The following is a 24,201-nucleotide window of genomic DNA, read 5'->3' as shown; positions in this document are numbered from 1 at the left end:
CTGTCGCGCCTGCCGTATCACCAAGCGCCACGGCGGCGGCGCCTGTCGCATTCGTGTTAAAACCAATCGCCGTGGACTTGGATCCAAGCGCTTTAGCCACATTACCAAGCGCCGTGGCACCGAATTCTGATGCCTTAGCGTAAGGACCAGCCGCCGTGGCGTAGTCGCCTGCCGACACCGTGCCCACACCGATCGCCACCGCGTCCTGAGCCGTCGCCGACGAATCCGTACCCGTCGAATTCGCGTGGAAGTACTTCGTGCCCTTCTCGTACACGTTCGTCACCCGGTCATCCAGGTTGGCGATCGACTGGTTCGTCGCGTACAGCTGCGAGCCATTTATCGCGTCCTTACTGGTCGCCGACACTGCGCCTTGCTTGAGATTCGTTATTGTGTGATTGTCGAGATCCATTTCGGCACGCACGTGGACGCCGTTGGTCCCACCCAGCACCAGGGTGCCATCGGAGAATCCTGCGACATAGGCGGTCTGCGCTTCACCGTTAGCGGCGCCGCTGTCGTTGCCGGCATTGCCGAGCTGGAAAGACTGGGTGCCATCACCGAAGGGATTAGAGCCAGGACCACAACCGACTTGCTTGCTTGTGCCGCCCGGCCCCCAACTATAGCCCCCCCCTGAGTTTGCAGACTGGTTACACAGGACCAAGCTCGAGCCATGGGTCAACGCCAGCGCCATCTGCGGCGCCATGAATGCGGCCACGCCCACAGCAGACACAATCGCGGTGGCGACGACGCCCGACGAAGGCTTCTTGCCTTTTGCCCGACTGGTCTCGGCCGCGGCAACGAAAGTGCCGGTCTTCTCGCACCAAATACTCCTGTACGACTTGTTCATCAATATTCTCCAGTTCAAAAAAATAGATTCACGTATGCGGCTATGTGGCGACCGCGTCACCCAAGTTGATGACCGTCGTGCCGCTCGCGTTTTAGTTCGGCGCCAAGCCGGCGCCGTCCGCGTTCACCGTCCGCACCTTTGACCACCGTGATAAAAAACTTAATTTCCTTCAGCACTGAAATTTGTCACTTATTTACGAATTTACTTTCCGATAAGCGCAAAGCGCTATTCAGGCCTGCATCACAGTCGCGATGCCTGTAAATGTGAAATCGACATGCCGAAATCATCAAAAAATTATCAATGACGCAGGAAATAAACCGACTTGTTCCTAGCCGAAATCCCAGATAATCTTATTTTTATTGCGCAACGAATATAATCAGCCTCGTCCTAAAGTCGCCAAATTGAACATAGGACAAAGCCGCAACGAGATCTCTGTCGATAAATTACTCATCCGCTGATCGCGAGACTTTCCCGCAATGGAAAATCAATTAAAAAGGCACAAAAATTTCCACCAACACTTCGCAGAGCTCGATAGATGGAATTCCCCAGCTGTGAACCCCGAGACAACGTCGGCACCAAGACCTGGAAGATGACAAAGAAGACCCGACGAACACGATTGCGGCATTCGAAGCGGAACGGTCAAAGGGGCGCAGACACTGGTCGAGCGGGAGTAGCAGCTTGATGTGCGTCAGAACCAGATCGCGAAATGGAGGCGGCAACTGTCAGGGCATGCGGCGGACATCTTCGTCGCTGTCGGCGTTCTATTGTGTGAGCTACCGGTTGATCTGAACTTGCCGCGCGCCGAGATCCGCGGTAGACGGTTGAGAACGATTGCCTTGACGGACCCGCGCACCGGGGCAGGATTGCTGTGCGCAACGCGACGCGTAGGAGGAAAAGCTCTGGGGGCGTGTTCGACAGGACATATGCTTTGCCGGTTTCGCAGCGGGCCCAGCCCTTAGCGTCGCGAGACCCGGGGTGCGCTATCCATCGCTGCTGGTGAGCGAGACGAATTGACGATGGCCAACTTTGCTGACTTCGCGCCAGTTACCTAAGATTCAGGCTCTTCGATCGGCGGCGTCTGTCCAGACGAGGCAGCAAGAATACCCAAGTGCGCCTTGCTCCTGTGCGCCTTCGCGGTCTTGCGAGATCTGTCTATCGAACGTGTTACGGCAGCAAGATCGCTCCGGCCCAGCGCCAAAGCAACGCCCCCCTCGCGCCGGCACGGCAAGGCTGCAACGTCCTGTTCGCCGTGCTGCGCACTGGCTCTATTCGGCCCCGGGTCAGCACATTTCGCTTGACGAACCACATCGGCGCACCTGCCTTTGGCCCGACTGTATCGAGCACAACCGCGAACAGCGTTTGCTAATCTCCGTTTTTTCCAACCAATCGCGAGTCCCGGCAGATGGACTGTCTTTCCCATTCAAGAAGCATCTGCTTTTTTGATTTTGGCGACTCGAACATGAAATCGGTTACGGTGGACAGAAAATCACTCTGCTGACGCCGGGAAAGTTTCGCGAACCTGATTAGCAATTCTCTTATGCTTGCGAATCTGTCTTGTTTCATCACTTTTTCTCACTCGTGGTTTTCCCCGGCTGCAAAAATTGCAACTTCATCGAACCCAACGGAGGTTTATAACATTCGATCATCTATAAAACTTGATTCTCGGGCCACGTAAATGAATTTGCCTTTAATTCGCATTAAAAATCGGGAAATTCATGCATCGTCCCGATTTGACGCGCCGCAGTAAGACACAGGTTCCGGACAGAATCTTTTCTCTATTCCGTAGCGCACCAAGTCGCCATCCCATAGGTACCAAGTTTGTAGATCTACGCATTTTTCCGCGATTCGATTGCCTCTGTGCTCAGATGTAGACAATCGGCGATTTCGCTGACTCAATTTCGCAAGTTCGCAATGTTGCCATTCGCATGTCAGAGAAGGCGTTAGATTGCATCCCAAACATCCGTTCGCTGCGCCGCTGGCCCATCCGAGCGTGAAGCGATGACATCAACCAGAATTTTACGGATTCAATCCAACTGCAAAAACAGGGCACGTCTTAAAATATGTAGAAACGAAATGGGCCCATTCCTATTAGCCGTCTTTCAATAGGGCGGTGTCTTAGCCGAGGCCTCGGACAAGAGCGCGTCGTTACACCATGGATAAGTGAGCCTCGCTGGTCCGATCGGTTTTCGGACATTTTTTGATTGGAACGTCAATGCGAGAGGGGCTACGCACCACGTTGTATCTCGGCTCCATCTGACAACGCGCTCGCCTCCATTCAGTGGCGGATGACGCCGGCCGGCTCGTCGCCAGTCACGGACAGAACGCCTGCATTGCCAATCGAATTCAATGCTTCTGCGAGTGAAGGCGCCGCCTGATTGCGAAAAGTTGCCGACTACTTCCGCGGCGACATGACAGCACTTGTATTCACCTCAACAATGAGCTTGTCATGGACCGAACCGTACATCTCATGATGTTCTTCTCGTTTCCATTGCCGACGCGCAGCGCACGAGGAGTGGGTTGTCTACATCATCAACTCAATGACCCATGCTTACCCGGCGAATCGCCCAGGCACATCCGTGATACGACGATGTTGCATTTTATCCATCCAGCCAGAGTCGTCCGCTCGCACCGCCCATGACGAAATCGGCACGCCGTCGCTTGGGAGCAGGCGTACCCCGGTTGCGGCGGATGCATAGTGATCGACCGCGGCCCATTTCGTCGAGGACGGTGAATGATGCCCTGCTGCTGATGTCGCAGCGGGGTGAACTGCCGGGCGAGCCGCACCGCCGTTACCCCGACGAACGGTAACTGCACCAATACGCTGAGATACCGATTCTCTAGCGGAACTAATATTCCTGCTCGCGGCTTCGTTTCCGTAGTTGCGCGAAAGGGCGGCTGAACTTCCTTTCACCGGTATCGACGCCTCCATTTGCGCCGAAATGGGAGCCGACGGTACAGTCACCAAAGGGGTGACATCACCCCCTGCAACGGTCTGCGCGGGAGGAACCGACATGGCCCTCAGCGCAATCCATGCCGCGAGCACTATTCCGCCCGTTGCAACTACGCGCTCTGCGATTACCCGTCGGCGTATTAAACGGGGCTGTCCGTGCGGCGCCTCGATGCATCCGGACGCTGGTTTCGGTGCACTTGCCGCGGGAGTGACCAAGCCCGCTGGTGAGTCAACATCGGCATGGAAGCGCGCGCTCGATTCAGGGCGCAGCTGCTCCCACCGGCACATCGATCTGATTGCTACGGCACTTAGACAGAACGTTCGTGACAACGCGCCATAGAATCCGATGACCTCAGGACGCAAACTAACGCGAGAAGGCAGTGGCATCCATTCGTGTCCAAAAGAAGCGGGCAGGCTTGCAAACGGTCGTGAACTTGGCAACGCCATCGTGCCCTCGACTGCAGTAAGGGGAATCGTCAACATCGGTTTTCTCGCAACGCCTCACGGCAAAATTTCATGAGCGCATGGAGGTGTGTCGAAACGGTGGTTCGCGAGACCCATCCACTAATGTGGTCTCAAATGCCTAGCAATGCGCGCTATATTTGATGATTCAAAGTTCGTTTTTGGAACGAATGTGTTAGCGGTAAGCCGTAGCTGGAGTTTTACGCATCCATCGATTCCGGGTATCACCTTACGACGCCCCTGCCTGTGCGGATATCCTCAATGGATTCACCCTGCCCATAATCTCGTGCACGCGGAACAATGAACTGCATAAGACCACTCGGCAAGAAGAGCCCACACCTCGGTCCGATTTGGACAGACCTGACACTGGTCGGTCGCAAGTACTAACGCACGCTCTATCGCCACTCGCATCCTTAATCTGCACCGTAGATAGATCCTAGACCTATTAACGCTGAGGAAGGATCAGGCAACTCCTCAAAACACTCAGCAAAATAATAAGAAACGTCCTAAATACCTCGTGTTCGTTGTATCGGGTCCCGGAAGCAAGCATGAGGAGGAAGCCATCGAGCGCGGGCTTGCAAGATTGCTGGCGGATCTATTTTGCGCCCGGCAAACCGGCTTCATTCTGCCTTTGCAGTGTATCGACCTGACGTTGCAGTTCGCGCAATTGCGCCTGCGCTTGCACCTTTTCCGCGCGCAGTACAGCGGCCTCGGCCTGCATTCGACGCTGACGATCGTCGACCTGCGCCTGCTGCGTGCGGGCAACGTCCAGATCGGCCTGCAGACGCCGCGCGCGGTCCGCTGACTGCGCGAGCCCTCGATTGAGAAACGCGTTTTGCGCTTCCAATTGCGTGCGACGAATTTCGACTTCTGCCAATTGCGCAGTCTGCTGCACGAAGCCTGCATAGATTGCTTCGGCACGTGCCTCGTCCTGCGACTTGATAACACGCCAGAAGTGGCGATCCTGAAACAACGCAACGTAGTATGTCATTTCCTGGGGATAGAAGAAGAGCGTTGCGCCGTAACTACCGTTGTACGTCGTCCGCAACTCCGTCAGCTTCGCGTCGTGAATCATCTGGATCAGTTCGGCGACATAGCCTTGCACGTCGCTGTCGGCCGCTGCGCCAGATGATGCTCCAGATGCGGGTGTGGCCGGTTGCGCTGTCAGCGCGCTCATCGCGGGTCGCGTGCCGACGACTGGAGCCTCGCGCTCCTGCGCCAAGGCCAGCTCCACATACATGGACGACGACCCAAGGGCAAGCAAAGCAGTCAGCCGCAGAAAAAAAGAGTACCTCATCGCAACTTCTCCTATGTGAGTTGAATTCTCACCAATGAATGTCATGTTGGAAACAACGTCACGGGCTTCGGTCGGAACGTGTTACGAAATCTGCAAATTGGTGCGGCTTTTGATGGTCTTATCGCGATACCCAACGCGCCATCGCTCCGAATATTGCTTAGGGATTCGATATTTCATCAACGAATTGTTAGGCGAAGCGGTGGTGGATAAAGGCGACTTTGAATTGTCCTTCCCGAATTATATGTATCACTTCGATGCCGAACAGCCTTACCCTGTATGGTTGCCTCGTCCAGCGCGAAGAGAAAATGAAAGTTTCGCCCTTCTGCGCGGAGCGGTAAGGTCAAGCCGACAGGCATAAATGCTCTTGGTTTGCTCCCGTACTTCGATCGGCACGCCGGCGCGCTCCAAGGTATCGCGCAGAGTCTTCGATCCGCCCTGCGGATGAACCACTCTAGGACTCCGACATGACAAGCAATGCAGCGTCGGACAACTGATTATTGGCGGTCTTGCTAACCAACTTTTTCGGAGCCAACACAGCCACGTCCAACGCCGGGCTCGGTTGCATTGCGCCGGATGCGTTCGCGCGACCGACCATCTCCGTTACCGCCACCCAGGCCGACGCACCCAGCAAGGCAACCATGCCGAACAGCAACACGGCGGACGCCGGGGAGTTGAAGTGGGAATGTACGAACTGACTCGCTTTAATGTACGAGCGATTGCGCACGTATTCCGTAGATACGGCAACCGCATCGTTCCAAAACCTCAAAGTCGGAATAAACAGGGTAGGCATGAATGACATTGCTTCAAACGCACCGAAAACCTGACTGACAAAATGTAATCCTTTCGCACGACACGCCCAAGTAAGAATAAGCGCTAGGTTATGGACTACCGTTAGCCGAGAATATCGGCCAAATCCGATTATTGAGATAATCGGAGAGAGCGAGGGCGATTGGATCAAAAGGAGTTTCGCCCTATTGCAATGCGAATCGAAACGAGCGCGTTCACCGCAATCCGGCCGAACAACTTCGCTTTTCGCGAAGTTTCAACTTTTTTGTCTTGTCGAAACCTATCGCCCCATTTAGAGTAGTGCTTTCACCCATATCGTGAAGATCCGATATATGATTCGTTCTGTAGCGATGCATGTTGTGCACGTGATACCGCGTGCGGCTTATCGAACCACCTGAAACCATCCACATGACGCCCGATTTCGACGCGATCCACAAAGCGCTGGCCAACCCGGTCCGCCGGGAGATTCTCGGGTGGCTGCGCGAGCCGCAAGCGCATTTTGCCGATCAGGAACTGCCGCTCGACCACGGCGTGTGCGCGGGCAAGATCGACGCGCGCTGCGGCCTGTCGCAGTCCACTGTGTCGGCACATCTCGCCGCTTTGCAGCGCGCGGGGCTCGTCACGTCGAAACGGGTCGGTCAATGGGTGTTTTTCAAACGCAACGAGCCGGTTATTCAGGCGTTTCTCGAATACATGAACACCACGCTCTGAGTACCGCACTCGCATCGCCGCGTTTCCTTTTTCACGCAGTTTTATGAGGCTCGGGCCCTGCCCGCCGCCAAAGGTGAACTCTTATGCCGACTCTTTTCGATCCGCTGCAAATTGGCGATATCACGCTGCCGAACCGCATCATCATGGCGCCGCTCACGCGTCAGCGCGCCGAGGAAATTCGCGTGCCGAACGCGCTGATGGCGCGCTACTACGCCGAACGCGCGAGCGCCGGCCTGATCCTCAGCGAAGCGACGTCGGTCACGCCGCAAGGCGTCGGCTACGCGGATACGCCGGGCATCTGGTCGCAGGAACAGGTTGAAGGCTGGAAGCTCGTCACGCAGGCCGTGCACGACGCGGGCGGCAAGATCTTCCTGCAGCTGTGGCACGTCGGCCGTATTTCGGACCCGGTGTTCCTGAACGGCGAGCTGCCGGTCGCGCCGAGCGCGATCGCGGCCGGCGGTAACGTGAGCCTCGTGCGGCCCGAGCGTCCGTTCGTGACGCCGCGCGCGCTCGAGCTCGACGAAATCGCCGGTGTCGTCGAAGCATTCCGCAAGGGCGCGGAAAACGCGAAGGCCGCGGGCTTCGACGGCGTCGAAGTGCACGGCGCGAACGGCTATCTGCTCGACCAGTTCCTGCAGGACAGCACCAACAAGCGTACCGATATCTATGGCGGCCCGATCGAGAACCGCGCGCGTCTGCTTCTAGAAGTCACCGACGCTTGCATTAGCGTGTGGGGTGCAAACCGCGTCGGCGTGCATCTCGCGCCGCGCCGCGACTCGCATACGATGGGCGATTCCGATCCGGCCGCCACGTTCGGCTATGTCGCGCACGAACTCGGCAAGCGCAAGATCGCGTTTATCGCGGCGCGTGAAGCGCTCGGCGACGACCGCCTCGGCCCGCAGCTGAAGAAAGCGTTCGGCGGCCCGTACATCGCGAACGAGAAGTTCACGAAGGAAACCGCGCAGCAGGTGCTCGACGCCGGTGAAGCGGATGCGGTGGCCTGGGGCAAGTTGTACATCGCGAATCCGGATCTGGTGCGCCGCTTAACACGCCGGTTCCGGCGACGTTCTATGCGCGCGGCGAAGCCGGCTACACCGATTATCCGGCGCTGGAAACGGTGTAATCGGCAGTGACAGCGGGCCCATGTCCGCTGCATGAAATGACAAATCGGCGGGCGTGACTGAATTTCAGCCACGCCCGCCGCTTTTTTGCGCGCTAGGCCAGATCGCGCCGCATGAATACCCGTTTCGACTCATCGAGCCCGCGCGCGATATGCGCGTCGCGCCGCGCGAGCAATGCCGCGTCGAGTTCCGACGTGGTGAGCTCGCGAAAGCCGAGCCGCCGGTAGTACGGCGCGTTCCACGGCACGTCGCGATACGTCGACAGCACCAGTTGCGCCAAATGCCGCGCGCGCGCGATTCGCGCGACCTCTTCGATCAATGCCGCGCCGATGCGCCTGCCCGCGTGCGAGGTCAGTACGTCGAGCTCCTGAACGTAGATGCGCGCCGGCTGCGGCTCGAACATCACGAAGCCCGCGCAAACCTCGTGCTGGTCGAGCGCGACGATGATCTCGCGCGCTTCGATCTTGCGCTCGACGACCTCGCGCGCCATCGGCGGTGCGTCGGCGATTCCGGTCATGCCGACACTGACGAAACGCAGCCCCGCTTCGAATTCGATGGCGCGAATCGTTTCCGCTTCGTGCGGCGTGGCAAAACGGAAGGTGATGGCGGACTCGCGCGACATGGCATTGCATCTGATGAAGACCACCCGAGTTTGACATCGGCGCGGCAACATCGACAAGCGTCAAACGACATAAACTCGTCGCGCAAGCACCTGCACCCACGCGCGCGGGACTACACTCATCAGTTCCGAACGCCACCTGAGGCTCATGCCAACATGAACCTGATGAATGTGCTGCAGATCGCGCTGCACCTCGACCAGCACCTGAGCGCGCTTATCGTGCAATTCGGCACGGCAATCTACGCGCTGCTGTTCGTCGTCGTGTTCGTCGAGTTCGCTTTTCTGCCGCTGTTCTTTCTGCCCGGCGATCCGCTGATCTTCATCTGCGGCGCGCTCGCGGCCACCGGCGCATTGAACGTGTGGATCATCGCGCCCGCGCTGTTCGTCGCGACGGTGGCCGGCAGCATCGTCGGGTACGCGATCGGCCACGCGGTCGGCGACAAGGTCTACACCCGCAACTACTACTGGCTCAACCGCAATGCGCTGAGCCGCGCCCACGCGTTCAGCGAGGCGCGCGGCCGCCTGACCTTCCTGCTTTCACCCTACATCGCGGTGGTGCGCACGTTCGCGCCGTTCGCCGCCGGCGTGTCGCAAATGACGTTCTCGCGCTTCGTCACGTTCGTCACCGCCGGGGCGGCACTGTGGATCGTGTCGCTGATTGCGGCCGGCTATTTGTTCGGCAACGTGCCGGTGGTGCGCGAGCATCTGAGTTCGCTGGTGTTGCTGGGCCTCGCGCTCGGCGGTGCGATGCTGGCCGGCGCCGCGGTATGGCGTTTTTTCAACCGGCGGATGCGGGCGCGTTGAGCGCGATCGTGGCGCTGCCCTCGCGTACGGGGTCCCGCCACCTAAGACCTTGACCCAGGCGAGGTACGAAGGTAACCTTAGCAGGATACCTTCACATCATGTCATCGCACGAGCTCATCGCATGAGCAAATCCCCTCTTTCCGGTACGCCGGAGGAACTCCATACGCTGGCCGAAGACCTGCGCGTGCTGGTGGGCAAGCTACGCCGGCGTCTGCGCGAGGAGTCGCATGTCGGCGACTTCACGCCGTCGCAGGTGCAGGTGCTGAATTTGCTGGAACGCGAAGGCCCGGCCACGGTCACCGCGCTCGCGCGCGCGCACGGCATGCGTCCGCAGTCGATGGGAGAAACGCTCGCAGCATTGAAAGCCGCGGGGCTCGTCAACGGCGCGCCCGATCCCAACGATGGACGGCAGACGGTTCTGTCGCTGACTCCGTCCTTTCGCAAGAAGGTTAAGGCGAGCCGCGCAGCGCGCGAAGACTGGCTGTGCCGCACGATTCAAACGCGCTTCACGCAAGCCGAACAGCAACAGCTCGCGACGGGCGTCGATCTGCTGAAACGCCTCGTCGATTTGTAACTCGCGATGCGCGCACGCGCGTCTCGCCACTCGCAGGAGCACTTCATGGCACTCACTACTCTCGATGCCAAAACCGCACTGGTCGTCGTCGATCTGCAGCGCGGCGTCGTCGCGTTGCCCACCGCGCCCTATTCGGCCGGCGAGATCGTCGAACGTACGGTTACGCTGCTCGACGCGTTCCGCCGCCACGGCCTGCCGGTGGTGCTCGTGAACGTCACCGCCGGTGCACCGGGCCGCACCGAGCAGGGTCGCCACTCCGCCGACTTCCCGGCCGGTTTCGCCGATCTGCTGCCCGAACTGAAGCAGCAGCCGTCGGACCATCTGGTCACGAAGCGCACGTGGGGCGCCTTCACGAACACCGATCTGGCCTCGTATCTGCAACAGCAAGGCGTCACGCAAGTGGTGCTCGTCGGTGTCGCGACCAGCATCGGCGTCGAATCGACCGCGCGTTTCGCGAGCGAGGCCGGCCTGAACGTCACGCTCGTCGTCGACGCGATGACCGATCTGAACGCCGACGCGCACGCCAACAGCATCACGCGCATCTTCCCGCGCCTGGGCGAAACCGGCACGACGCAGGAAGTGCTCGATCTGCTCGAACGCTCGCGCGCTTCAAGCCCGGCTTGACGCGAGTCACTACCCGCATGCAGTCCACCCCGCATTGAGGACACCCTTGTCGTGAGCACCACGTTCCGTTCGCTGCGCATATTCAACTATCGTGTCTGGGCGAGCGGCGCGATCGTCTCGAACATCGGCACGTGGATGCAGCGCACGGCGCAGGACTGGCTCGTGCTCACCGAGCTTACGCATCACAACGCGACGGCGGTGGGCATCGTGATGTCGCTGCAATTTGGCCCGCAGATGCTGTTGCTGCCGCTCACCGGCTACGCGGCCGATCACTTCGATCGCCGCAAGCTGCTGTTCGCGACGCAGGCGGCGATGGGCACGCTGGCACTGGCGCTCGGTCTGCTCACGGTCACGGGGCTCGTGCAGCTATGGCAGGTCTACGTGTTCGCCGGGCTGCTCGGCTGCGTGACCGCGTTCGATTCCCCCGCGCGCCAGACCTTCGTATCCGACCTCGTCGGCGAGCGCGATCTGGCCAACGCGGTCGGGCTGAACTCCACGTCGTTCAACGCCGCGCGTATGCTCGGCCCGGCAGTCGCCGGTCTGCTGATCGCGTCGGTGGGCAGCGGCTGGGTGTTTCTGATCAATGCACTGTCGTTCGTCGCGGTGCTCGGCGCGCTGCGCATGCTGCGGCTCGACCAGTTGCATATCAAGCCGCGCAACGTGCGCTCGCGCGGCAGCTTCGTCGAAGGCTTCAAATATGTGTGGACCCGCCCCGATCTGAAGGCGGCGCTCCTGATGCTGTTCCTGATCGGCACCTTCGGCCTGAACTTCCCGATCTTCATCTCGACGATGTCCGTCACCGCGTTCCGTGCCGGCGCCAGCGAGTACGGCCTGCTCAGTTCGACGATGGCAATCGGCTCAGTCACCGGCGCACTGCTCGCCGCGCGCCGCGCGCGGCCCACGATCGGGCTGCTGCTCGGCGCGGGGGCGATATTCGGCATCGGCTGCACGACAGCCGCGCTGATGCCCAACTATGTGCTGTTCGGGATCGTGCTGGTCGTGATCGGCGTGTCGACGCAGACCTTCACCACCTCGACCAATAGCCTCGTGCAACTGACCACCGAGCCCGCGATGCGCGGCCGCGTCATCGCGATCCTGCTCGCGATCGCGCTCGGCACCACACCGCTCGGCGCGCCGGTGGTCGGCTGGGTTGCCGACCGTTTCGGCCCGCGCTGGGCGCTCGGCGTCGGCGCGGCATCGGGCTTCGGCGCGGCGCTCGTCGGTCTTGTCTATCTGATGCGCTACCGGCAGTTGCGCTTCTATCGTGAAGGCTGGCGCCTGCGTTACAGCATCGAAGACCCGCGGCCCGTCACGGCCGCGACGGTCGTTCCCGACTCCGTCACGACGCTCCAACGCAGCGAGCTCGACGCGGCGGAAGAGGATACGGCTTCGAGCGTGTAAACACGCAAGCGTGTGGGCGCCGGACCCGGGACCCGGGCATGCGCAGCTCAGAGTCCGCCCACGCCGCGCGTCACCAGTGCATACGGTCCGCGTGTCAGCTGCTCCCTGAGAAACTCGATACACACCTGAATCCGCGCCGACGACGACAAGCGCTCGGCCGTCACCGCCCACACATCGGCGGACTGCTGATAGTCGGGCAGCACACGCACCAGTTCGCCCGCGCGCAGGCTCTCGGCCACGTCCCAGACCGACACCATCACGATCCCGTAGCCCTGCTTCGCCCACTGCACGACGATGTCGCTCAGATTCGACGCGACCGTGCCCGTCACCTTCACGCTCTTTTCGCCGTGCGGCCCGCTGAGACGCCAGACTCCGAAGCGGTCGTCGCGGCCGCGAAACAGCAGGCAATCGTGGCCGGTCAGATCGTTGAGTTCGACCGGTGCACCGTGCTGCTCGAGATAAGCCGGCGACGCGCACAGAATCCGCGCGCTCTCCACGATCTTGTGCGCGATCAGATGCGGCTCCTGGACTTCGCCCACGCGCACGTCGATATCGAAGTTCTCGCCGACCACATCCGCGCGCCGATCCAGCAGTTCGAGCCAGATTTCGAGGTTCGGGTGGCGCTCGCGCAGCATCGCGAGAATCGGCGACACGTGCTTGCGGCCGAGCCGCAAACTCGTGCTGATACGCAACAGACCGCTCAGCTCGGTGCGGCGATAGGCGAACGCGTCGGCCATGCCCTGCACGTCATCGAGAATTTTTTGCGCCCATTGCAGCGCGGCTTCGCCGTCACTCGTCACGCTGACGCGGCGCGTGGTGCGCTGAAACAGCTTCACGCCGAGACCGGCTTCGAGCATGGCGATGCGCTTGCTCACATGCGACGGCGACAGCCCCATCTCCGTCGACGCCGCGACAAAACTGCCGCGCCGCGCGATATGACAGAACAGCTGCAGATCGCGCAGGAAGGATTCATTCGTGGCTGTGAGCGCATTCTGATTTTGCATCTGGACGCATTGTGTCGGCGCATAACGCTATTACCCTAGCTGCAACGGATGGCTTGGGCAAGGGCCGGTCGTTTGAACGGCGGTCCAATGCAATGCCCGGCGCACTCAGGCCGTGGTTAACCCGCAGTGTGCCGCGGCGGCGTATGACATGCGTCGATCCATACCGTTGTGCTGCACCGCGGCAACGAGATCAGGAAAATCCTGGCTTGCGCGGTGCCCGTTTAAAAGCGCCAATGATTCAGCCGTAGAAGCTGACAAAAATATTTCCCATTCAGGAGACGACATGCAAACGAACGCATCGGCAAGTGGCGGACATAGCTCGCAGGCGCGCAAGGCAACCGCCAGCGGCTGGATTGGCTCGGCACTCGAGTACTACGACTTCTTCATCTATGCGCAGGCCGCCGCGCTCATCTTTCCTCAACTGTTCTTCCCTTCCGGCAACCCGAAGATCGCGATCGTCGCATCGCTCGCAACCTACGGCGTCGGCTACGTCGCGCGGCCGATCGGCGCGATCGTGCTCGGGCACTGGGGCGATACCCACGGGCGCAAGAACGTACTGCTGCTCTGCATGTTCCTGATGGGTCTGTCGACGATGGCGGTCGGCTTGCTGCCGACTTATCACCAGATCGGCTTTCTCGCGCCGGTGCTGCTCGTCGTGCTGCGGCTGATCCAGGGCTTCGCGGTCGCCGGTGAAATCTCGGGCGCCAGCTCGATGATCCTCGAGCACGCGCCATTCGGACGACGCGGCTATTACGCGAGCTTCACGCTGCAAGGCGTGCAGGCCGGCCAGATTCTCGCCGCCGCCGTATTCCTGCCGCTCGCCTATTACATGGACGACACATCGTTCAACTCGTGGGGATGGCGCGTTCCGTTCCTGCTCAGCGCGATCGTGCTGATCGCCGGCTACATCATCCGCCGCGAAGTCCACGAAACGCCCGCGTTCGAGAAGGAAGGCGCGAGCGGCGGTGTGCCGCGCTCGCCGATCGTCGAAGCGTTCAAGTACAACTGGCGCGACATGCTGCGCGTCGTGCTGTGCTCGCTGATGAACGTGATCCCGGTCGTCGCGACGATTTTTGGTGCGGCGTACGCGGTGCAGCCGTCGTACGGGATCGGCTTTTCGAAAAGCCTGTATCTGTGGATTCCGGTGATCGGCAACATCGTCGCGGTGCTGGTGATTCCGTACGTGGGCAACCTATCCGACCGGATCGGGCGGCGTCTGCCGATCATCGTCGGCGCGCTCGGGGCAGGGCTGCTTTCTTTCGCGTATCTGTACGCGATCAGCATCCACAACGTGCCGCTCGCGATGGTGATGTCGATCCTGATGTGGGGCGTCATCTATCAAGGCTACAACGCGATCTTCCCGAGCTTCTACCCGGAACTGTTCCCGACGCGTTCGCGCGTCTCGGCGATGGCGATCGGCCAGAACATCGGCACGACGATCACCGCGCTGCTGCCAGCCCTGTTCGCCTACGTCGCGCCGCCGGGATCGCACAACGTGCCGCTGACGATCGGCGCGATCACGTTCGGCATCACGATCGTATGCGCGATCTCCGCATGGAGCGCGCGCGAGAACTTCCGTGTGCGTCTCAGCGACCTCGGCGAAAAGAATGCCGTGCCGATGGACAAGCTCAGCTACGACGCGATGCGCGCGCAAAGCATGGCCGCGGGAAAAAAAGCCGTTGCTTGAGCCCGCTTGCCGGCTAGCGCGCCTTAACCAGTACTTTCAGGGAACCCGCTCATGACCAGCACCCGGATCGCCGTCGCCGGCGCGGGCTACATCGGCCGCGCTCATATGGCGGTCGCGCAGCAAAGCGACGCGTGCACGCTGTCGGCGATCGTCGATCCGTCGCCCGCAGCCGCCGCGCTCGCGGCCGAGGCCGGCGTGCCGCTGTTCCGCACGCTCGACGAACTGCTCGAACGCGATCGCCCCGACGGCGTGATTCTCGCGACGCCGAACCAGCTGCACGTCGAACACGCGTCGCGTTGCCTCGCGGCGCGCGTGCCGACGCTGCTGGAAAAGCCGATCGCGCCGAGCGTCGACGAAGCGGAAACGCTCGCCGCCGACGCGGCGCGCAGCGGCGTGCCGCTGCTGATCGGTCATCATCGCGCGCACAGTCCGATCATGGCGCGCGCGCGGCAGCTGATCGACGAGGGGCGGCTGGGCAAGCTCGTCGCGGTGATGGGCAGCGCGGTGTTCTTCAAACCCGACGAGTACTTCGCCGACGCCGACTGGCGGCGCCAGCCCGGCGGCGGTCCGATCCTTCTGAACATGATTCACGAGGTGCACAACCTGCGCATGCTGTGCGGCGACATCGTCGCCGTGCAGGCTTTCTCGTCGCATGCGACGCGCGGCTTTCCGGTCGAGGATACGGTCGCGATCAACCTGCGTTTCGCGAACGGCGCGCTCGGCAGCTTCATGCTGTCCGATACCGCCGCGAGCGCGCGCAGCTGGGAGCAAACGTCGCAAGAGAACAAGGCCTATCCGTCGTATCCGGACGAAGACTGCTACGTGATCGCGGGCACCTTCGGCTCGCTCGCGGTACCGACGATGCGCCTGAAGACCTACGCCAAAGCCGCGGACCGCTCGTGGTGGAAGCCGTTCGACGTCAGCGTCGCCGAGATGACGCGCGACGACCCGCTAAAGCTGCAGCTCGAGCATTTCGTGCGCGTGATTCACGGCAAGGAGCCGCCGCTCGTCAGCGCGCAGGACGGTTTGCAGAATCTGCGTATCACCGAGGCGATCGTCGAAGCGGCGAAGACCGGTGCGGTCGTCGATACGACCCGCGCTGCCGCGGCGGCGGTCCACTAAAACAAGCCGAATTGGCGCCGATATTTCACAGTTGATTACTCAGGATGGCTCTATGAAAACATTCGTGATGCTGCACGGCATCAACCACAACATGTTCGGCAAGCGCGATCCCGCGCAATACGGCACGATCACGCTCGAAGAAATCGACGCACGGCTGCGCGCGCTCGGCGACGAGCTCGGCGTGCGGGTCGAAAGCTTTCAGACCAATAGCGAAGCGGCGATGTGCGAGCGCATTCACCAGGCGTTCACCGACAACGCCGACGGCGTGCTGATCAACGCCGGCGCGTGGACGCACTACAGCTATGGCATTCGCGACGCACTCGCGATCCTGACGGTGCCAGTGGTCGAGATCCACATGTCGAACATTCACGCACGCGAGGCGTTCCGCCATCAGTCGGTGTTCGCGGAGATCGTCAAAGGGCAGATTTGCGGCTTCGGCGTGGACAGCTATCTGCTCGGGCTGCGCGCGGCGGTGTCGGCGGCGGGCTAGCGCCACGTTTCGGTCAACTCGTTGGCCAGCACCATTTTCTGGCGGACCACCTCGACGAACGCCGGGTCGATACCCGGCTGCGCCTTCAGGAATTTCAGCGCGGCGGAGTGCACGGCGCGCAACGCGCCGCCGTCGATGCCCGTCATGCGCGCCGCGCTGCGCCGCGTTTCAACGACCAGATCGCGCGCGCTCGTGAAGTCGGGTGACAAGCCGCATTGCGCGTCGAACGCGGCGCTCAGGCCGCTCGCGTAGTCGCGCGACTCGCCGAGCCGTTCCATATCTATCAGCAGATCGACGCCCTCACCCATGCGCAGCGCGCAGAGAATCCACAACGCAATGAACGCGCGATACGCGTTGTCGCTGTCCACCGTACGCGCGAACTGCTCGCACGCGAGCGCATATGCGTCATCGGGCATCGGCGGCAGCGGCGGCAGGCGCACGCCGCACACGCCGATCGCCTCGCTCACCAGCGGATCGATCTGATTCAGACCGAGCACGCGAAACGGCGCGGCGACAAAAAACGCATTGCTCCATTGCTGCCGCAGCAGCCAACCCGACGCGAACTGCGACGCGGGATTGCGCAGCACACCCACCTGCAGCGCCTCGGCAAACGCGCGCTTCAGCCACGGCAGACGACCGCCCGTGCGGCAAAACTTGAACACCGGCACGCGGCCCTGCTCGACCGTGTGTGCGCTCAGCGCGCGCAGATAGGCCTGCATTGACGGGAACGTCGCATCGGGCTCGCGGGTAAAGCGATCGATGCTGAAACGCCGGTCGTAACCCGCGACGCCGCGCGCGTCTTCGCGCAAAAACGGCCGGTATTCGTCGAAGTATGGCGCGGCCAGCGGCGGGTGACCCGAGGTCAAGGTCGGCCGCGACGCGGGCACGTCGGCCAGTTTGAGATCGGCGAGCACGTTGCTGAGCGGCTCGTAGAAACCGGCCGCGCCTTCGAGTTCGCGCAGCCGCGACCACACCCACGTGCCCGCGCTGCGCCAGCCCGTGTGCAGAAAAACCGCCTGTTTCAGCGGAGTATCGGGCGCTGCGTCGTTCGCGGACGACTCATGAGGCAACGACATGGACTTCTTTTCCAATGATTGAATCAATAGACCGGAAGCGCCACTTTACCCTGTGATCGAGCGGGACGCATTATGCTGCGAGATTCCACGCTTCCGCCAATGCACTCACCTCGCCCTCATGAACGATTCGGCCGATATACGCTTCCTGCTCACACTGCGCGCGAGCGGCAGTCTGATCGCCGCCGCGCGGCGGCTCGCGCTGTCGCCGTCGGCGGTCACGCAGCGTTTGCAGCAACTCGAAAAGAAGCTCGGCGCGCAGCTCGTGAACCGCAGCGCGCGCCGCCTGCAATTCACCGACGAAGGCCTGCTGCTGTGCGAGCGCGGCGCCGATCTGATCGCGCAGTTCGACGCGCTGTTCGACGATCTGCAAACGCGCCGCGGCGGCCTCGTCGGCACGCTGAAGATCAATGCGCCGCTCGGTTTCGGACGAAGCCATCTGGCGCCGCTGATCGGCGAGTTCCAGCAGCAGAACCCCGATATCGACGTCGCGCTGACGCTGTCGGACCGGCCGTTGACCGAAACGCTCGATCGCTTCGATATCGTCGTGCATATCGGCGAGCTGCCGCTGTCGAACCTGATCGGCTATACGATCGCGCCGAACGCGCGCTTCGTCTGCGCGGCGCCCGCACTGGTCAAGCGAGTCGGCCAACCCGAATCGCCGGAAGCGTTGAGCCGGCTGCCCTGCATCGTGCTGCGCGAAAACAACGAGGACGTGTCGCTGTGGCAGTTCAGCAAGGGCCGCACGCGCCGCAGCGTGCGCGTATGCGCGCATCTGAGCTGCAACGACGGTGACGTGATCCGCCAATGGGCCTGTGAGGGGCGTGGCGTGATTCTGCGCTCCGAATGGGACGTCGCAGACGATCTTGCGAAGGGCAAACTGGTGCGTGTGCTGCCGGGCTGGAAAGCGCCGGATGCGAACGTGATCGCGCTCACGCATCAGCGCACGGGGCTGCCGGCGCGCACGCGCCATTTCATGCAGTATCTGCAAAGCCGCTTCAGGCCGCTGCCACCGTGGCGGCGATGATTCAGTTAGTCTGAATCTAAGAGTCATCCCCCCTGAACGCTGACGTCCTATCGAAAACCTATAATCGACTCATCTTCAACAGCCGGCCCACATGCAATCATGACTGCTGCCGCCCACGCCACCGACACCCCCGCCTACCCCGACGCGGTCCTGTTCGACCTGCTCACCGCCCTGCTCGACTCGTGGACCTCGTGGAACCGCGCGGCAGGCTCCGACGAAGCGGGTCGCGCCTGGCGTGCCGCCTATCTGCGTCTGACGTACGGCTGCGGCCGTTACGTCCCCTACGAACAACTGGTGCGGAAAGCCGCCACGCAAGTCGGTCTGTCCGAAGCGGCCGCGAACGCGCTCGAAACGGACTGGCTGAATCTGACGCCATGGCCGGGCGCGCTCGACGCATTGCGTGCGCTCGCGCCGCACTGCAAGCTCGCGGTTGTCACCAACTGCTCCACGCGGCTCGGCTTGCAGGCGGCCGCGCTGTTGCCCGTGCGCTGGGACGCGATCGTGACCGCCGAGGAAGCCGGCGTCTACAAGCCGGACCCGCTCCCGTACCGTCTCGCGCTCGACAAACTCGGCGTCGAACCGCGGCGCGCCGCGTTCGTCGCCGGGTCGAGCTACGACATGTTCGGCACCGCGGCCGTGGGTCTGCGGACCTACTGGCACAACCGGGTCGGCCTGCCGCTCGTTGCGGGTGCGCAAGCGCCCGAGGTCGAAGCGGCATCGCTCGACGGGCTCGTGCCGTGGCTCACAAGCTTTGGCCGCGAGCGTCGCCATTGAACCTAAAACCTCACCTCGTTCCTCAGGTGCAAGCATGAAACTCGAACAGATCGAAACCCCGGCCGCGTTGATCGACGTCGCGCGGATGCAGAAGAACATCGCGCGCATGCAAGGGCGGATGAATACGCTCGGCGTCGCGTTCCGGCCGCACGTGAAGACCACCAAGTGCATCGACGTCGTGCGCGCGCAGATCGCCGCCGGCGCGCGCGGCATTACGGTATCGACGCTGAAAGAAGCCGAAGCGTTCTACGCGGCCGGCGTCCACGACATCCTGTACGCCGTCAGCATGGTTCCGTCGAAGCTGCCGCGCGCGCTCGCGCTGCGTCGTCAGGGCTGCGATCTGAAGCTGGTGGTCGACAACCCGACCGCCGCCGCGGCGCTTGCCGCGTTCGGCGACCAGCACGGCGAAACGTTCGAGGTCTGGATCGAGGTCGATACGGACGGCCATCGCTCGGGAATCCAGCCTGAACAGCAGACGCTGCTCGACGTCGGGCGGATTCTGCACGAGAACGGTGTGAAGGTCGGCGGCGTGATGACTCATGCGGGTTCGAGCTATGAGTTGAATACGCCCGAAGCGCTCGCCGCGCTCGCGGAGCAGGAGCGCGCGGGCTGCGTGCGCGCCGCCGAGCGGCTGCGCGAAGCGGGCATCGCGTGTCCAGCGGTCAGCGTCGGTTCGACGCCGACCGCGCTCGCCGCACGGAATCTCGAAGGCGTCACCGAGGTGCGGGCCGGCGTCTACGTGCTGTTCGATCTGGTCATGCACAACGTGGGCGTCTGCACGCTCGACGACATCGCGCTCAGCGTACTCACGACCGTGATCGGTCATCAGGAAGACAAAGGCTGGGCGATTCTCGACGCGGGCTGGATGGCGCTAAGCCGCGATCGCGGCACCTCGCGGCAGTCGCACGATTTCGGTTATGGGCAGCCGTGTTTGCTCAATGGCACGTTGCTGCCGGGCTATGTCGTGAGCGGCGCCAACCAGGAGCACGGGATTCTTGCGGCGGCTCAGGCCGATCCGCAAGCCGATGCACAGAGCGACGACATCGCGCAGCGCTTTCCGATCGGTATGAAACTGCGCATCCTGCCGAACCACGCGTGCGCGACCGGCGCGCAGTTCCCCGAGTATCACGCGGTCGCGCCGGACGGCAGCAGCGTCGCGTGGCAGAGGTTTTACGGCTGGTAAGCCACCGCGTCACTCATCCTCTTCCGACAACCCCGCCAGCAGATCGTCGACCGCGCGATATACGCGCTCGACGATCTCCGGTCCCACCTTGCGCTCGAGTTCGCGATAGTGCGCCTCGAGATCCTTCGAAATCACGCGTACCAGTTCGATGCTCGTATCCGTCAGCGACACGAGTACGCGCCGCTGATCCTCCGCGAAACGTTCCTTCGTCACGAGCTCCATGCTTTCCATGCGCGCGAGCACGCCGGCCATGCTCGGGCTCGAAATCGTGCAGATGTCGGAGATCTGGCGCGGCTCCATCGGGCCGTGCTCGTTGAGCGCGCGAATCACTCGCCATTGCTGCTCGGTGAGTCCGTGCGCGGTGATCAACGGACGAAAGCGCTCCATCATTTTTTCGCGAGCGCGTAATAACAGCATCGGCAGATTGCGGTGCAAAACCCGGGTGGACGCAGCGGACATGTTGGCAAGGAATCGGAAAGAAAAGCTGTCGAAGCTTACGGGAAAACCCGCGATCAACTGACAGCCTATTGACCGTCAATCATATCAAGCAGGATACTACTAACATCTTAGTGTTTTCGCCGAACTTTCGCCACGAGGCTGCGAATATATGTTTGCCCTTGCCGATCATCTACTGCATCCCGAAGGCGACGCGCTGCCTCGCGACGTCGACGCGCACGCCGCGGCCGCGTTGCTCGCGCGCGGCGTCGCGTGTCGCGCGCCGGTCAGCGGCGCGGTGTACGGAGTCCTGCTTAACGATCGCGCCGCCTTGAACGCGCTGGGCGACGCAGTGCATGCGGCACCGTACAAGACGCCGCCGAAAGCGCCGATTCTGTATCTGAAGCCGCGCAATACGCTGGCCGGACATCGGGCGCGCGTGGTCGTGCCGGATGACGCGCTCGGCGTCGAGGTCGGCGCATCGCTCGGCATCGTGATCGGCCGCACCGCGACGCGCGTCGGCGTCGAGCGCGCGGCGGACTATATCGCTGGCTATACGCTGGTCGGCGATCTGAGCGTGCCGCACACCAACGTGTATCGGCCCAACGTACGGCTGCGCGCACGCGACGGCTTCTGCGTGATCGGACCCGCGCTCGTCGCCGCCCGCCATGTCGCCGCGCCGGATCGGCTCGACATCGCCATATCGCTGAACGGTGCCGAACCGTTTGTGGCGAGCACCGCATCGTCGGTGCGCAACGTCGCGCAATTGCTCGCCGACGTCACCGACTTCATGACGCTGAACGCGGGCGACGTGCTGACCCTGGGCGTGCGGCATGGCTCGCCTGTCGCGCATGTCGGCGATACGGCCACGCTGTCGATCGGCACGCTGCCGCCGTTGACCATCTCGTTCGTGCGCGTCGATCAACACCATGGAGAACAATCATGATGCGCGGCCGCGTCGCCTATGCGGGAGCGATTCACGAAGCGTATCCGCACGAGCAGGGTGTCCGTCTCGCCGACGGTCGCGTGCGTCGCGAGGACGAAGTGGTCTGGCTCGCGCCGATTGAAGTCGGCACGATCTTCGCGCTGGGGCTGAACTACGCGGAGCACGCGAAGGAGTTGCAGTTCAGCAAGCAGGAAGAACCGCTGGTGTTCCTGAAGGGACCGGGCACGGTACTCGGCCATCGCGGCGTCACGCGCCGCCCCGCCGGCGTCACGTTCATGCACTACGAGTGCGAGCTCGCGGTCGTGATCGGGCGAACCGCGCAAAACGTCGCGCGTAAAGACGCGATGCAGCACGTGGCCGGCTACATGATCGCGAACGACTACGCGATTCGCGACTACCTCGAAAACTACTATCGCCCGAATCTGCGCGTGAAGAATCGCGACGGCGGCACGGTGCTCGGCCCCTGGTTCGTCGACGCCGCCGACATCGCCGACGCCACGCAACTCGAGCTGCGCACCTTCGTGAACGGCGCGCGTCAGCAGTGCGGCAATACGCGCGATCTCGTCACCGACATCCCCGCGCTGATCGAATACCTGAGCGGCTTCATGACGCTCGCGCCCGGCGACGTGATCCTGACCGGCACGCCCGAAGGCATCGTCAACGTCAACGCGGGCGATGAAGTCGTGTGCGAGATCGACGGCCTCGGCCGCCTCGTCAACACGATCGCATCGGACGCGGACTTCGGCCTCTGATGGACAGCAAAAACCCAGCGAACAGCAAAAGGACAACGCAATGCCGATCGACCATCTGATCAACGGCGAGATGTGCACCTCGAGTGACTACTTCGAAACCGTCAATCCAGCCACGCAGGAAGTGCTCGCCGAAGTCGCGCGCGGCGGCGCGAAAGAAGTCGATGCGGCCGTGCAAGCGGCCAAAGGCGCGTTCCCCGCCTGGGCCGCGAAACCCGCCGCGGAACGCGCGAAACTGATCCGCAAGCTCGGCGAGCTGATCACGAAGCACGTGCCGGAAATCTCGGAGACCGAAACGAAGGACACCGGTCAGACGATCTCGCAGACGCGCAAGCAACTGGTGCCACGCGCGGCCGACAACTTCAGCTATTTCGCCGAGATGTGCACGCGCGTCGACGGCCACACGTACCCGACCGAGTCGCATCTGAACTACACGCTGTTTCATCCGGTCGGGGTGTGCGCGCTGATCTCGCCGTGGAACGTGCCGTTCATGACGGCCACCTGGAAGGTCGCGCCGTGCCTCGCGTTCGGCAATACCGCCGTGCTGAAGATGAGCGAGCTGTCGCCGCTGACCGCCTCGATGCTCGGCAAGCTCGCGCTCGAAGCGGGCATTCCGGCGGGCGTGCTGAACGTCGTGCACGGCTACGGCAAGGAAGCGGGCGAACCGCTCGTCGCGCATCGCGACGTGCACGCGGTGTCGTTCACCGGGTCGACCGCGACCGGCAATCGCATCGTGCAAACCGCGGGCCTGAAGAAGTTCTCGATGGAGCTGGGCGGCAAATCGCCGTTCGTGATCTTCGACGACGCCGACTTCGAACGCGCGCTAGATGCCGCGGTGTTCATGATCTTTTCGAACAACGGCGAGCGCTGCACCGCGGGCTCGCGCATTCTCGTGCAGCGCTCCATTTACGCGCACTTCGCCGAGCGCTTTATCGAGCGCGCGAAGCGTCTGACGGTGGGCGATCCGCTCGCGGACAGCACGATCGTCGGCCCGATGATCAGCCAGGGGCATCTCGCGAAAGTACGCAGCTATATCGAGCTCGGCCCGAAGGAAGGCGCGACGCTCGCGTGCGGCGGCCTCGATGCGCCCGACTTGCCCGCCGCGTTGCGCCACGGCAATTTCGTCACGCCGACCGTGTTCGTCGACGTCGACAACCGCATGCGGATCGCTCAGGAAGAGATCTTCGGACCGGTCGCGTGCCTGATTCCGTTCGACGATGAAGCCGAGGCGATCCGTCTCGCCAACGATATTTCGTATGGTCTGTCGAGCTATATCTGGACCGAGAATACGGGCCGCGCGTTGCGCGTGGCGGCCGCCGTCGAAGCGGGCATGTGCTTTGTGAACAGCCAGAACGTGCGCGATCTGCGTCAGCCGTTTGGCGGCACCAAAGCGTCAGGTGTGGGCCGCGAAGGCGGCACGTGGAGCTATGAAGTGTTCCTCGAACCGAAGAACGTCTGCGTGTCGCTCGGCTCGCATCATATTCCGCGCTGGGGCATCTAACAGCGACATCGAAAAAA

At 62.2% G+C, this 24,201-nt stretch carries 21 protein-coding genes and 1 pseudogene; 15 read left to right on the top strand and 7 right to left on the bottom strand.

Annotated elements, in window-relative coordinates; all coding sequences use genetic code 11:
• From ACLFKU_RS32075 to ACLFKU_RS32065, 3 genes are all read right to left on the bottom strand, one after another.
• A partial coding sequence (locus ACLFKU_RS32075; protein ID WP_410851787.1) for an ESPR-type extended signal peptide-containing protein occupies positions 1–844 on the bottom strand: 844 nt, incomplete at its 3' end.
• Positions 845–4,851: 4,007 nt separating this feature from the next.
• Positions 4,852–5,553: a DUF2968 domain-containing protein gene (locus ACLFKU_RS32070; RefSeq protein ID WP_368586005.1), complete on the bottom strand. Its 702-nt coding sequence runs from the start codon at positions 5,551–5,553 to the stop codon at positions 4,852–4,854.
• Positions 5,554–6,004: 451 nt separating this feature from the next.
• Positions 6,005–6,343 (bottom strand): hypothetical protein, encoded by a 339-nt coding sequence (locus tag ACLFKU_RS32065; RefSeq protein WP_410851786.1) that lies wholly within the window; start codon positions 6,341–6,343, stop codon positions 6,005–6,007.
• A 404-nt stretch (positions 6,344–6,747) separates the two neighbouring features.
• On the opposite strand from ACLFKU_RS32065, the gene ACLFKU_RS32060 reads away from it, so the two are divergent.
• Together ACLFKU_RS32060 and ACLFKU_RS32055 are read left to right on the top strand one after the other, a co-directional pair.
• Positions 6,748–7,050: an ArsR/SmtB family transcription factor gene (locus ACLFKU_RS32060; RefSeq protein WP_176107853.1), complete on the top strand. Its 303-nt coding sequence runs from the start codon at positions 6,748–6,750 to the stop codon at positions 7,048–7,050.
• Between the two features lie 83 nt (positions 7,051–7,133).
• Positions 7,134–8,173, top strand: a pseudogene (locus ACLFKU_RS32055) (alkene reductase).
• A gap of 92 nt (positions 8,174–8,265) precedes the next feature.
• Here the strand turns inward: ACLFKU_RS32055 and ACLFKU_RS32050 are convergent.
• A complete protein-coding gene (locus tag ACLFKU_RS32050; protein WP_368586002.1) occupies positions 8,266–8,793 on the bottom strand; it encodes a GNAT family N-acetyltransferase in 528 nt (175 codons plus the stop codon).
• A 153-nt stretch (positions 8,794–8,946) separates the two neighbouring features.
• Here ACLFKU_RS32050 and ACLFKU_RS32045 point away from each other — a divergent pair, with 153 nt between their 5' ends.
• From ACLFKU_RS32045 to ACLFKU_RS32030, 4 genes are all read left to right on the top strand, one after another.
• Complete coding sequence (locus ACLFKU_RS32045; RefSeq protein ID WP_368586001.1) at positions 8,947–9,594, top strand: VTT domain-containing protein; 648 nt, start codon at positions 8,947–8,949, stop codon at positions 9,592–9,594.
• A 121-nt stretch (positions 9,595–9,715) separates the two neighbouring features.
• Entirely contained in the window at positions 9,716–10,168 is a 453-nt protein-coding gene (locus tag ACLFKU_RS32040; RefSeq protein ID WP_410851785.1) for a MarR family winged helix-turn-helix transcriptional regulator, read from the top strand.
• Between the two features lie 45 nt (positions 10,169–10,213).
• Positions 10,214–10,792, top strand: coding sequence for an isochorismatase family protein (locus ACLFKU_RS32035; RefSeq protein ID WP_368585999.1), 579 nt, complete (start codon positions 10,214–10,216; stop codon positions 10,790–10,792).
• Between the two features lie 51 nt (positions 10,793–10,843).
• Positions 10,844–12,193, top strand: coding sequence for an MFS transporter (locus ACLFKU_RS32030; protein ID WP_410851784.1), 1,350 nt, complete (start codon positions 10,844–10,846; stop codon positions 12,191–12,193).
• 47 nt (positions 12,194–12,240) lie between these two features.
• Here ACLFKU_RS32030 and ACLFKU_RS32025 read toward each other — a convergent pair whose 3' ends face one another.
• Positions 12,241–13,197 (bottom strand): LysR family transcriptional regulator, encoded by a 957-nt coding sequence (locus ACLFKU_RS32025; protein WP_368585997.1) that lies wholly within the window; start codon positions 13,195–13,197, stop codon positions 12,241–12,243.
• Between the two features lie 283 nt (positions 13,198–13,480).
• Here ACLFKU_RS32025 and ACLFKU_RS32020 point away from each other — a divergent pair, with 283 nt between their 5' ends.
• The 3 genes from ACLFKU_RS32020 to aroQ are packed head-to-tail and all read left to right on the top strand — an operon-like array spanning position 13,481 to position 16,496.
• Complete coding sequence (locus ACLFKU_RS32020; RefSeq protein WP_368585996.1) at positions 13,481–14,884, top strand: MFS transporter; 1,404 nt, start codon at positions 13,481–13,483, stop codon at positions 14,882–14,884.
• A gap of 51 nt (positions 14,885–14,935) precedes the next feature.
• A complete protein-coding gene (locus tag ACLFKU_RS32015; RefSeq protein ID WP_410851783.1) occupies positions 14,936–16,006 on the top strand; it encodes a Gfo/Idh/MocA family protein in 1,071 nt (356 codons plus the stop codon).
• Between the two features lie 52 nt (positions 16,007–16,058).
• Positions 16,059–16,496 (top strand): type II 3-dehydroquinate dehydratase, encoded by a 438-nt coding sequence (aroQ, locus tag ACLFKU_RS32010; RefSeq protein ID WP_368585994.1) that lies wholly within the window; start codon positions 16,059–16,061, stop codon positions 16,494–16,496.
• Here aroQ and ACLFKU_RS32005 read toward each other — a convergent pair.
• Entirely contained in the window at positions 16,493–17,572 is a 1,080-nt protein-coding gene (locus tag ACLFKU_RS32005; RefSeq protein WP_410851782.1) for a hypothetical protein, read from the bottom strand. The genes aroQ and ACLFKU_RS32005 overlap by 4 nt on opposite strands.
• Positions 17,573–17,690: 118 nt before the next feature.
• On the opposite strand from ACLFKU_RS32005, the gene ACLFKU_RS32000 reads away from it, so the two are divergent.
• From ACLFKU_RS32000 to ACLFKU_RS31990, 3 genes are all read left to right on the top strand, one after another.
• Complete coding sequence (locus ACLFKU_RS32000) at positions 17,691–18,596, top strand: LysR substrate-binding domain-containing protein (protein WP_410851781.1); 906 nt, start codon at positions 17,691–17,693, stop codon at positions 18,594–18,596.
• 99 nt (positions 18,597–18,695) lie between these two features.
• The gene (locus tag ACLFKU_RS31995; RefSeq protein WP_410851780.1) at positions 18,696–19,370 is read left to right on the top strand and encodes an HAD-IA family hydrolase; all 675 of its coding nucleotides are present in this window, start codon (positions 18,696–18,698) and stop codon (positions 19,368–19,370) included.
• 34 nt (positions 19,371–19,404) lie between these two features.
• On the top strand, positions 19,405–20,553 hold the full coding sequence (locus ACLFKU_RS31990) for a DSD1 family PLP-dependent enzyme (RefSeq protein ID WP_410851779.1): 1,149 nt from the start codon (positions 19,405–19,407) through the stop codon (positions 20,551–20,553).
• A 9-nt stretch (positions 20,554–20,562) separates the two neighbouring features.
• Here ACLFKU_RS31990 and hpaR read toward each other — a convergent pair whose 3' ends face one another.
• Positions 20,563–20,970, bottom strand: coding sequence for a homoprotocatechuate degradation operon regulator HpaR (gene hpaR / locus ACLFKU_RS31985; RefSeq protein ID WP_176124839.1), 408 nt, complete (start codon positions 20,968–20,970; stop codon positions 20,563–20,565).
• 190 nt (positions 20,971–21,160) lie between these two features.
• Here hpaR and ACLFKU_RS31980 point away from each other — a divergent pair, with 190 nt between their 5' ends.
• The 3 genes from ACLFKU_RS31980 to hpaE are packed head-to-tail and all read left to right on the top strand — an operon-like array spanning position 21,161 to position 24,184.
• Positions 21,161–21,934 (top strand): fumarylacetoacetate hydrolase family protein, encoded by a 774-nt coding sequence (locus tag ACLFKU_RS31980; RefSeq protein ID WP_410851778.1) that lies wholly within the window; start codon positions 21,161–21,163, stop codon positions 21,932–21,934.
• Positions 21,931–22,686: a fumarylacetoacetate hydrolase family protein gene (locus ACLFKU_RS31975; protein WP_410851777.1), complete on the top strand. Its 756-nt coding sequence runs from the start codon at positions 21,931–21,933 to the stop codon at positions 22,684–22,686. Before ACLFKU_RS31980 ends, ACLFKU_RS31975 begins: the two co-directional genes overlap by 4 nt.
• Before the next feature lie 40 nt (positions 22,687–22,726).
• Positions 22,727–24,184, top strand: coding sequence for a 5-carboxymethyl-2-hydroxymuconate semialdehyde dehydrogenase (hpaE, locus tag ACLFKU_RS31970; protein WP_368585987.1), 1,458 nt, complete (start codon positions 22,727–22,729; stop codon positions 24,182–24,184).
• The last annotated feature ends 17 nt before the right edge of the window (positions 24,185–24,201 follow it).

It is taken from the genome of Paraburkholderia sp. EG304, assembly GCF_046543485.1.
GTDB lineage: Bacteria > Pseudomonadota > Gammaproteobacteria > Burkholderiales > Burkholderiaceae > Paraburkholderia > Paraburkholderia youngii.
The sequence above is the reverse complement of the archived record's forward strand: the minus strand, read 5'-3'. Positions and strand labels throughout refer to the sequence as shown.

Excerpts from the sequence above, each read along its gene's own strand:
- ACLFKU_RS32070 (WP_368586005.1), bottom strand. The coding sequence starts at position 5,553 with ATGAGGTACTCTTTTTTTCTGCGGCTGACTGCTTTGCTTGCCCTTGGG.
- ACLFKU_RS32065 (WP_410851786.1), bottom strand. The coding sequence starts at position 6,343 with ATGCCTACCCTGTTTATTCCGACTTTGAGGTTTTGGAACGATGCGGTT.
- ACLFKU_RS32060 (WP_176107853.1), top strand. The coding sequence starts at position 6,748 with ATGACGCCCGATTTCGACGCGATCCACAAAGCGCTGGCCAACCCGGTC.
- ACLFKU_RS32050 (WP_368586002.1), bottom strand. The coding sequence starts at position 8,793 with ATGTCGCGCGAGTCCGCCATCACCTTCCGTTTTGCCACGCCGCACGAA.
- ACLFKU_RS32045 (WP_368586001.1), top strand. The coding sequence starts at position 8,947 with ATGAACCTGATGAATGTGCTGCAGATCGCGCTGCACCTCGACCAGCAC.
- ACLFKU_RS32040 (WP_410851785.1), top strand. The coding sequence starts at position 9,716 with ATGAGCAAATCCCCTCTTTCCGGTACGCCGGAGGAACTCCATACGCTG.
- ACLFKU_RS32035 (WP_368585999.1), top strand. The coding sequence starts at position 10,214 with ATGGCACTCACTACTCTCGATGCCAAAACCGCACTGGTCGTCGTCGAT.
- ACLFKU_RS32025 (WP_368585997.1), bottom strand. The coding sequence starts at position 13,197 with ATGCAAAATCAGAATGCGCTCACAGCCACGAATGAATCCTTCCTGCGC.
- ACLFKU_RS32020 (WP_368585996.1), top strand. The coding sequence starts at position 13,481 with ATGCAAACGAACGCATCGGCAAGTGGCGGACATAGCTCGCAGGCGCGC.
- ACLFKU_RS32015 (WP_410851783.1), top strand. The coding sequence starts at position 14,936 with ATGACCAGCACCCGGATCGCCGTCGCCGGCGCGGGCTACATCGGCCGC.
- aroQ (WP_368585994.1), top strand. The coding sequence starts at position 16,059 with ATGAAAACATTCGTGATGCTGCACGGCATCAACCACAACATGTTCGGC.
- ACLFKU_RS32005 (WP_410851782.1), bottom strand. The coding sequence starts at position 17,572 with ATGTCGTTGCCTCATGAGTCGTCCGCGAACGACGCAGCGCCCGATACT.
- ACLFKU_RS32000 (WP_410851781.1), top strand. The coding sequence starts at position 17,691 with ATGAACGATTCGGCCGATATACGCTTCCTGCTCACACTGCGCGCGAGC.
- ACLFKU_RS31995 (WP_410851780.1), top strand. The coding sequence starts at position 18,696 with ATGACTGCTGCCGCCCACGCCACCGACACCCCCGCCTACCCCGACGCG.
- ACLFKU_RS31990 (WP_410851779.1), top strand. The coding sequence starts at position 19,405 with ATGAAACTCGAACAGATCGAAACCCCGGCCGCGTTGATCGACGTCGCG.
- hpaR (WP_176124839.1), bottom strand. The coding sequence starts at position 20,970 with ATGCTGTTATTACGCGCTCGCGAAAAAATGATGGAGCGCTTTCGTCCG.
- ACLFKU_RS31980 (WP_410851778.1), top strand. The coding sequence starts at position 21,161 with ATGTTTGCCCTTGCCGATCATCTACTGCATCCCGAAGGCGACGCGCTG.
- ACLFKU_RS31975 (WP_410851777.1), top strand. The coding sequence starts at position 21,931 with ATGATGCGCGGCCGCGTCGCCTATGCGGGAGCGATTCACGAAGCGTAT.
- hpaE (WP_368585987.1), top strand. The coding sequence starts at position 22,727 with ATGCCGATCGACCATCTGATCAACGGCGAGATGTGCACCTCGAGTGAC.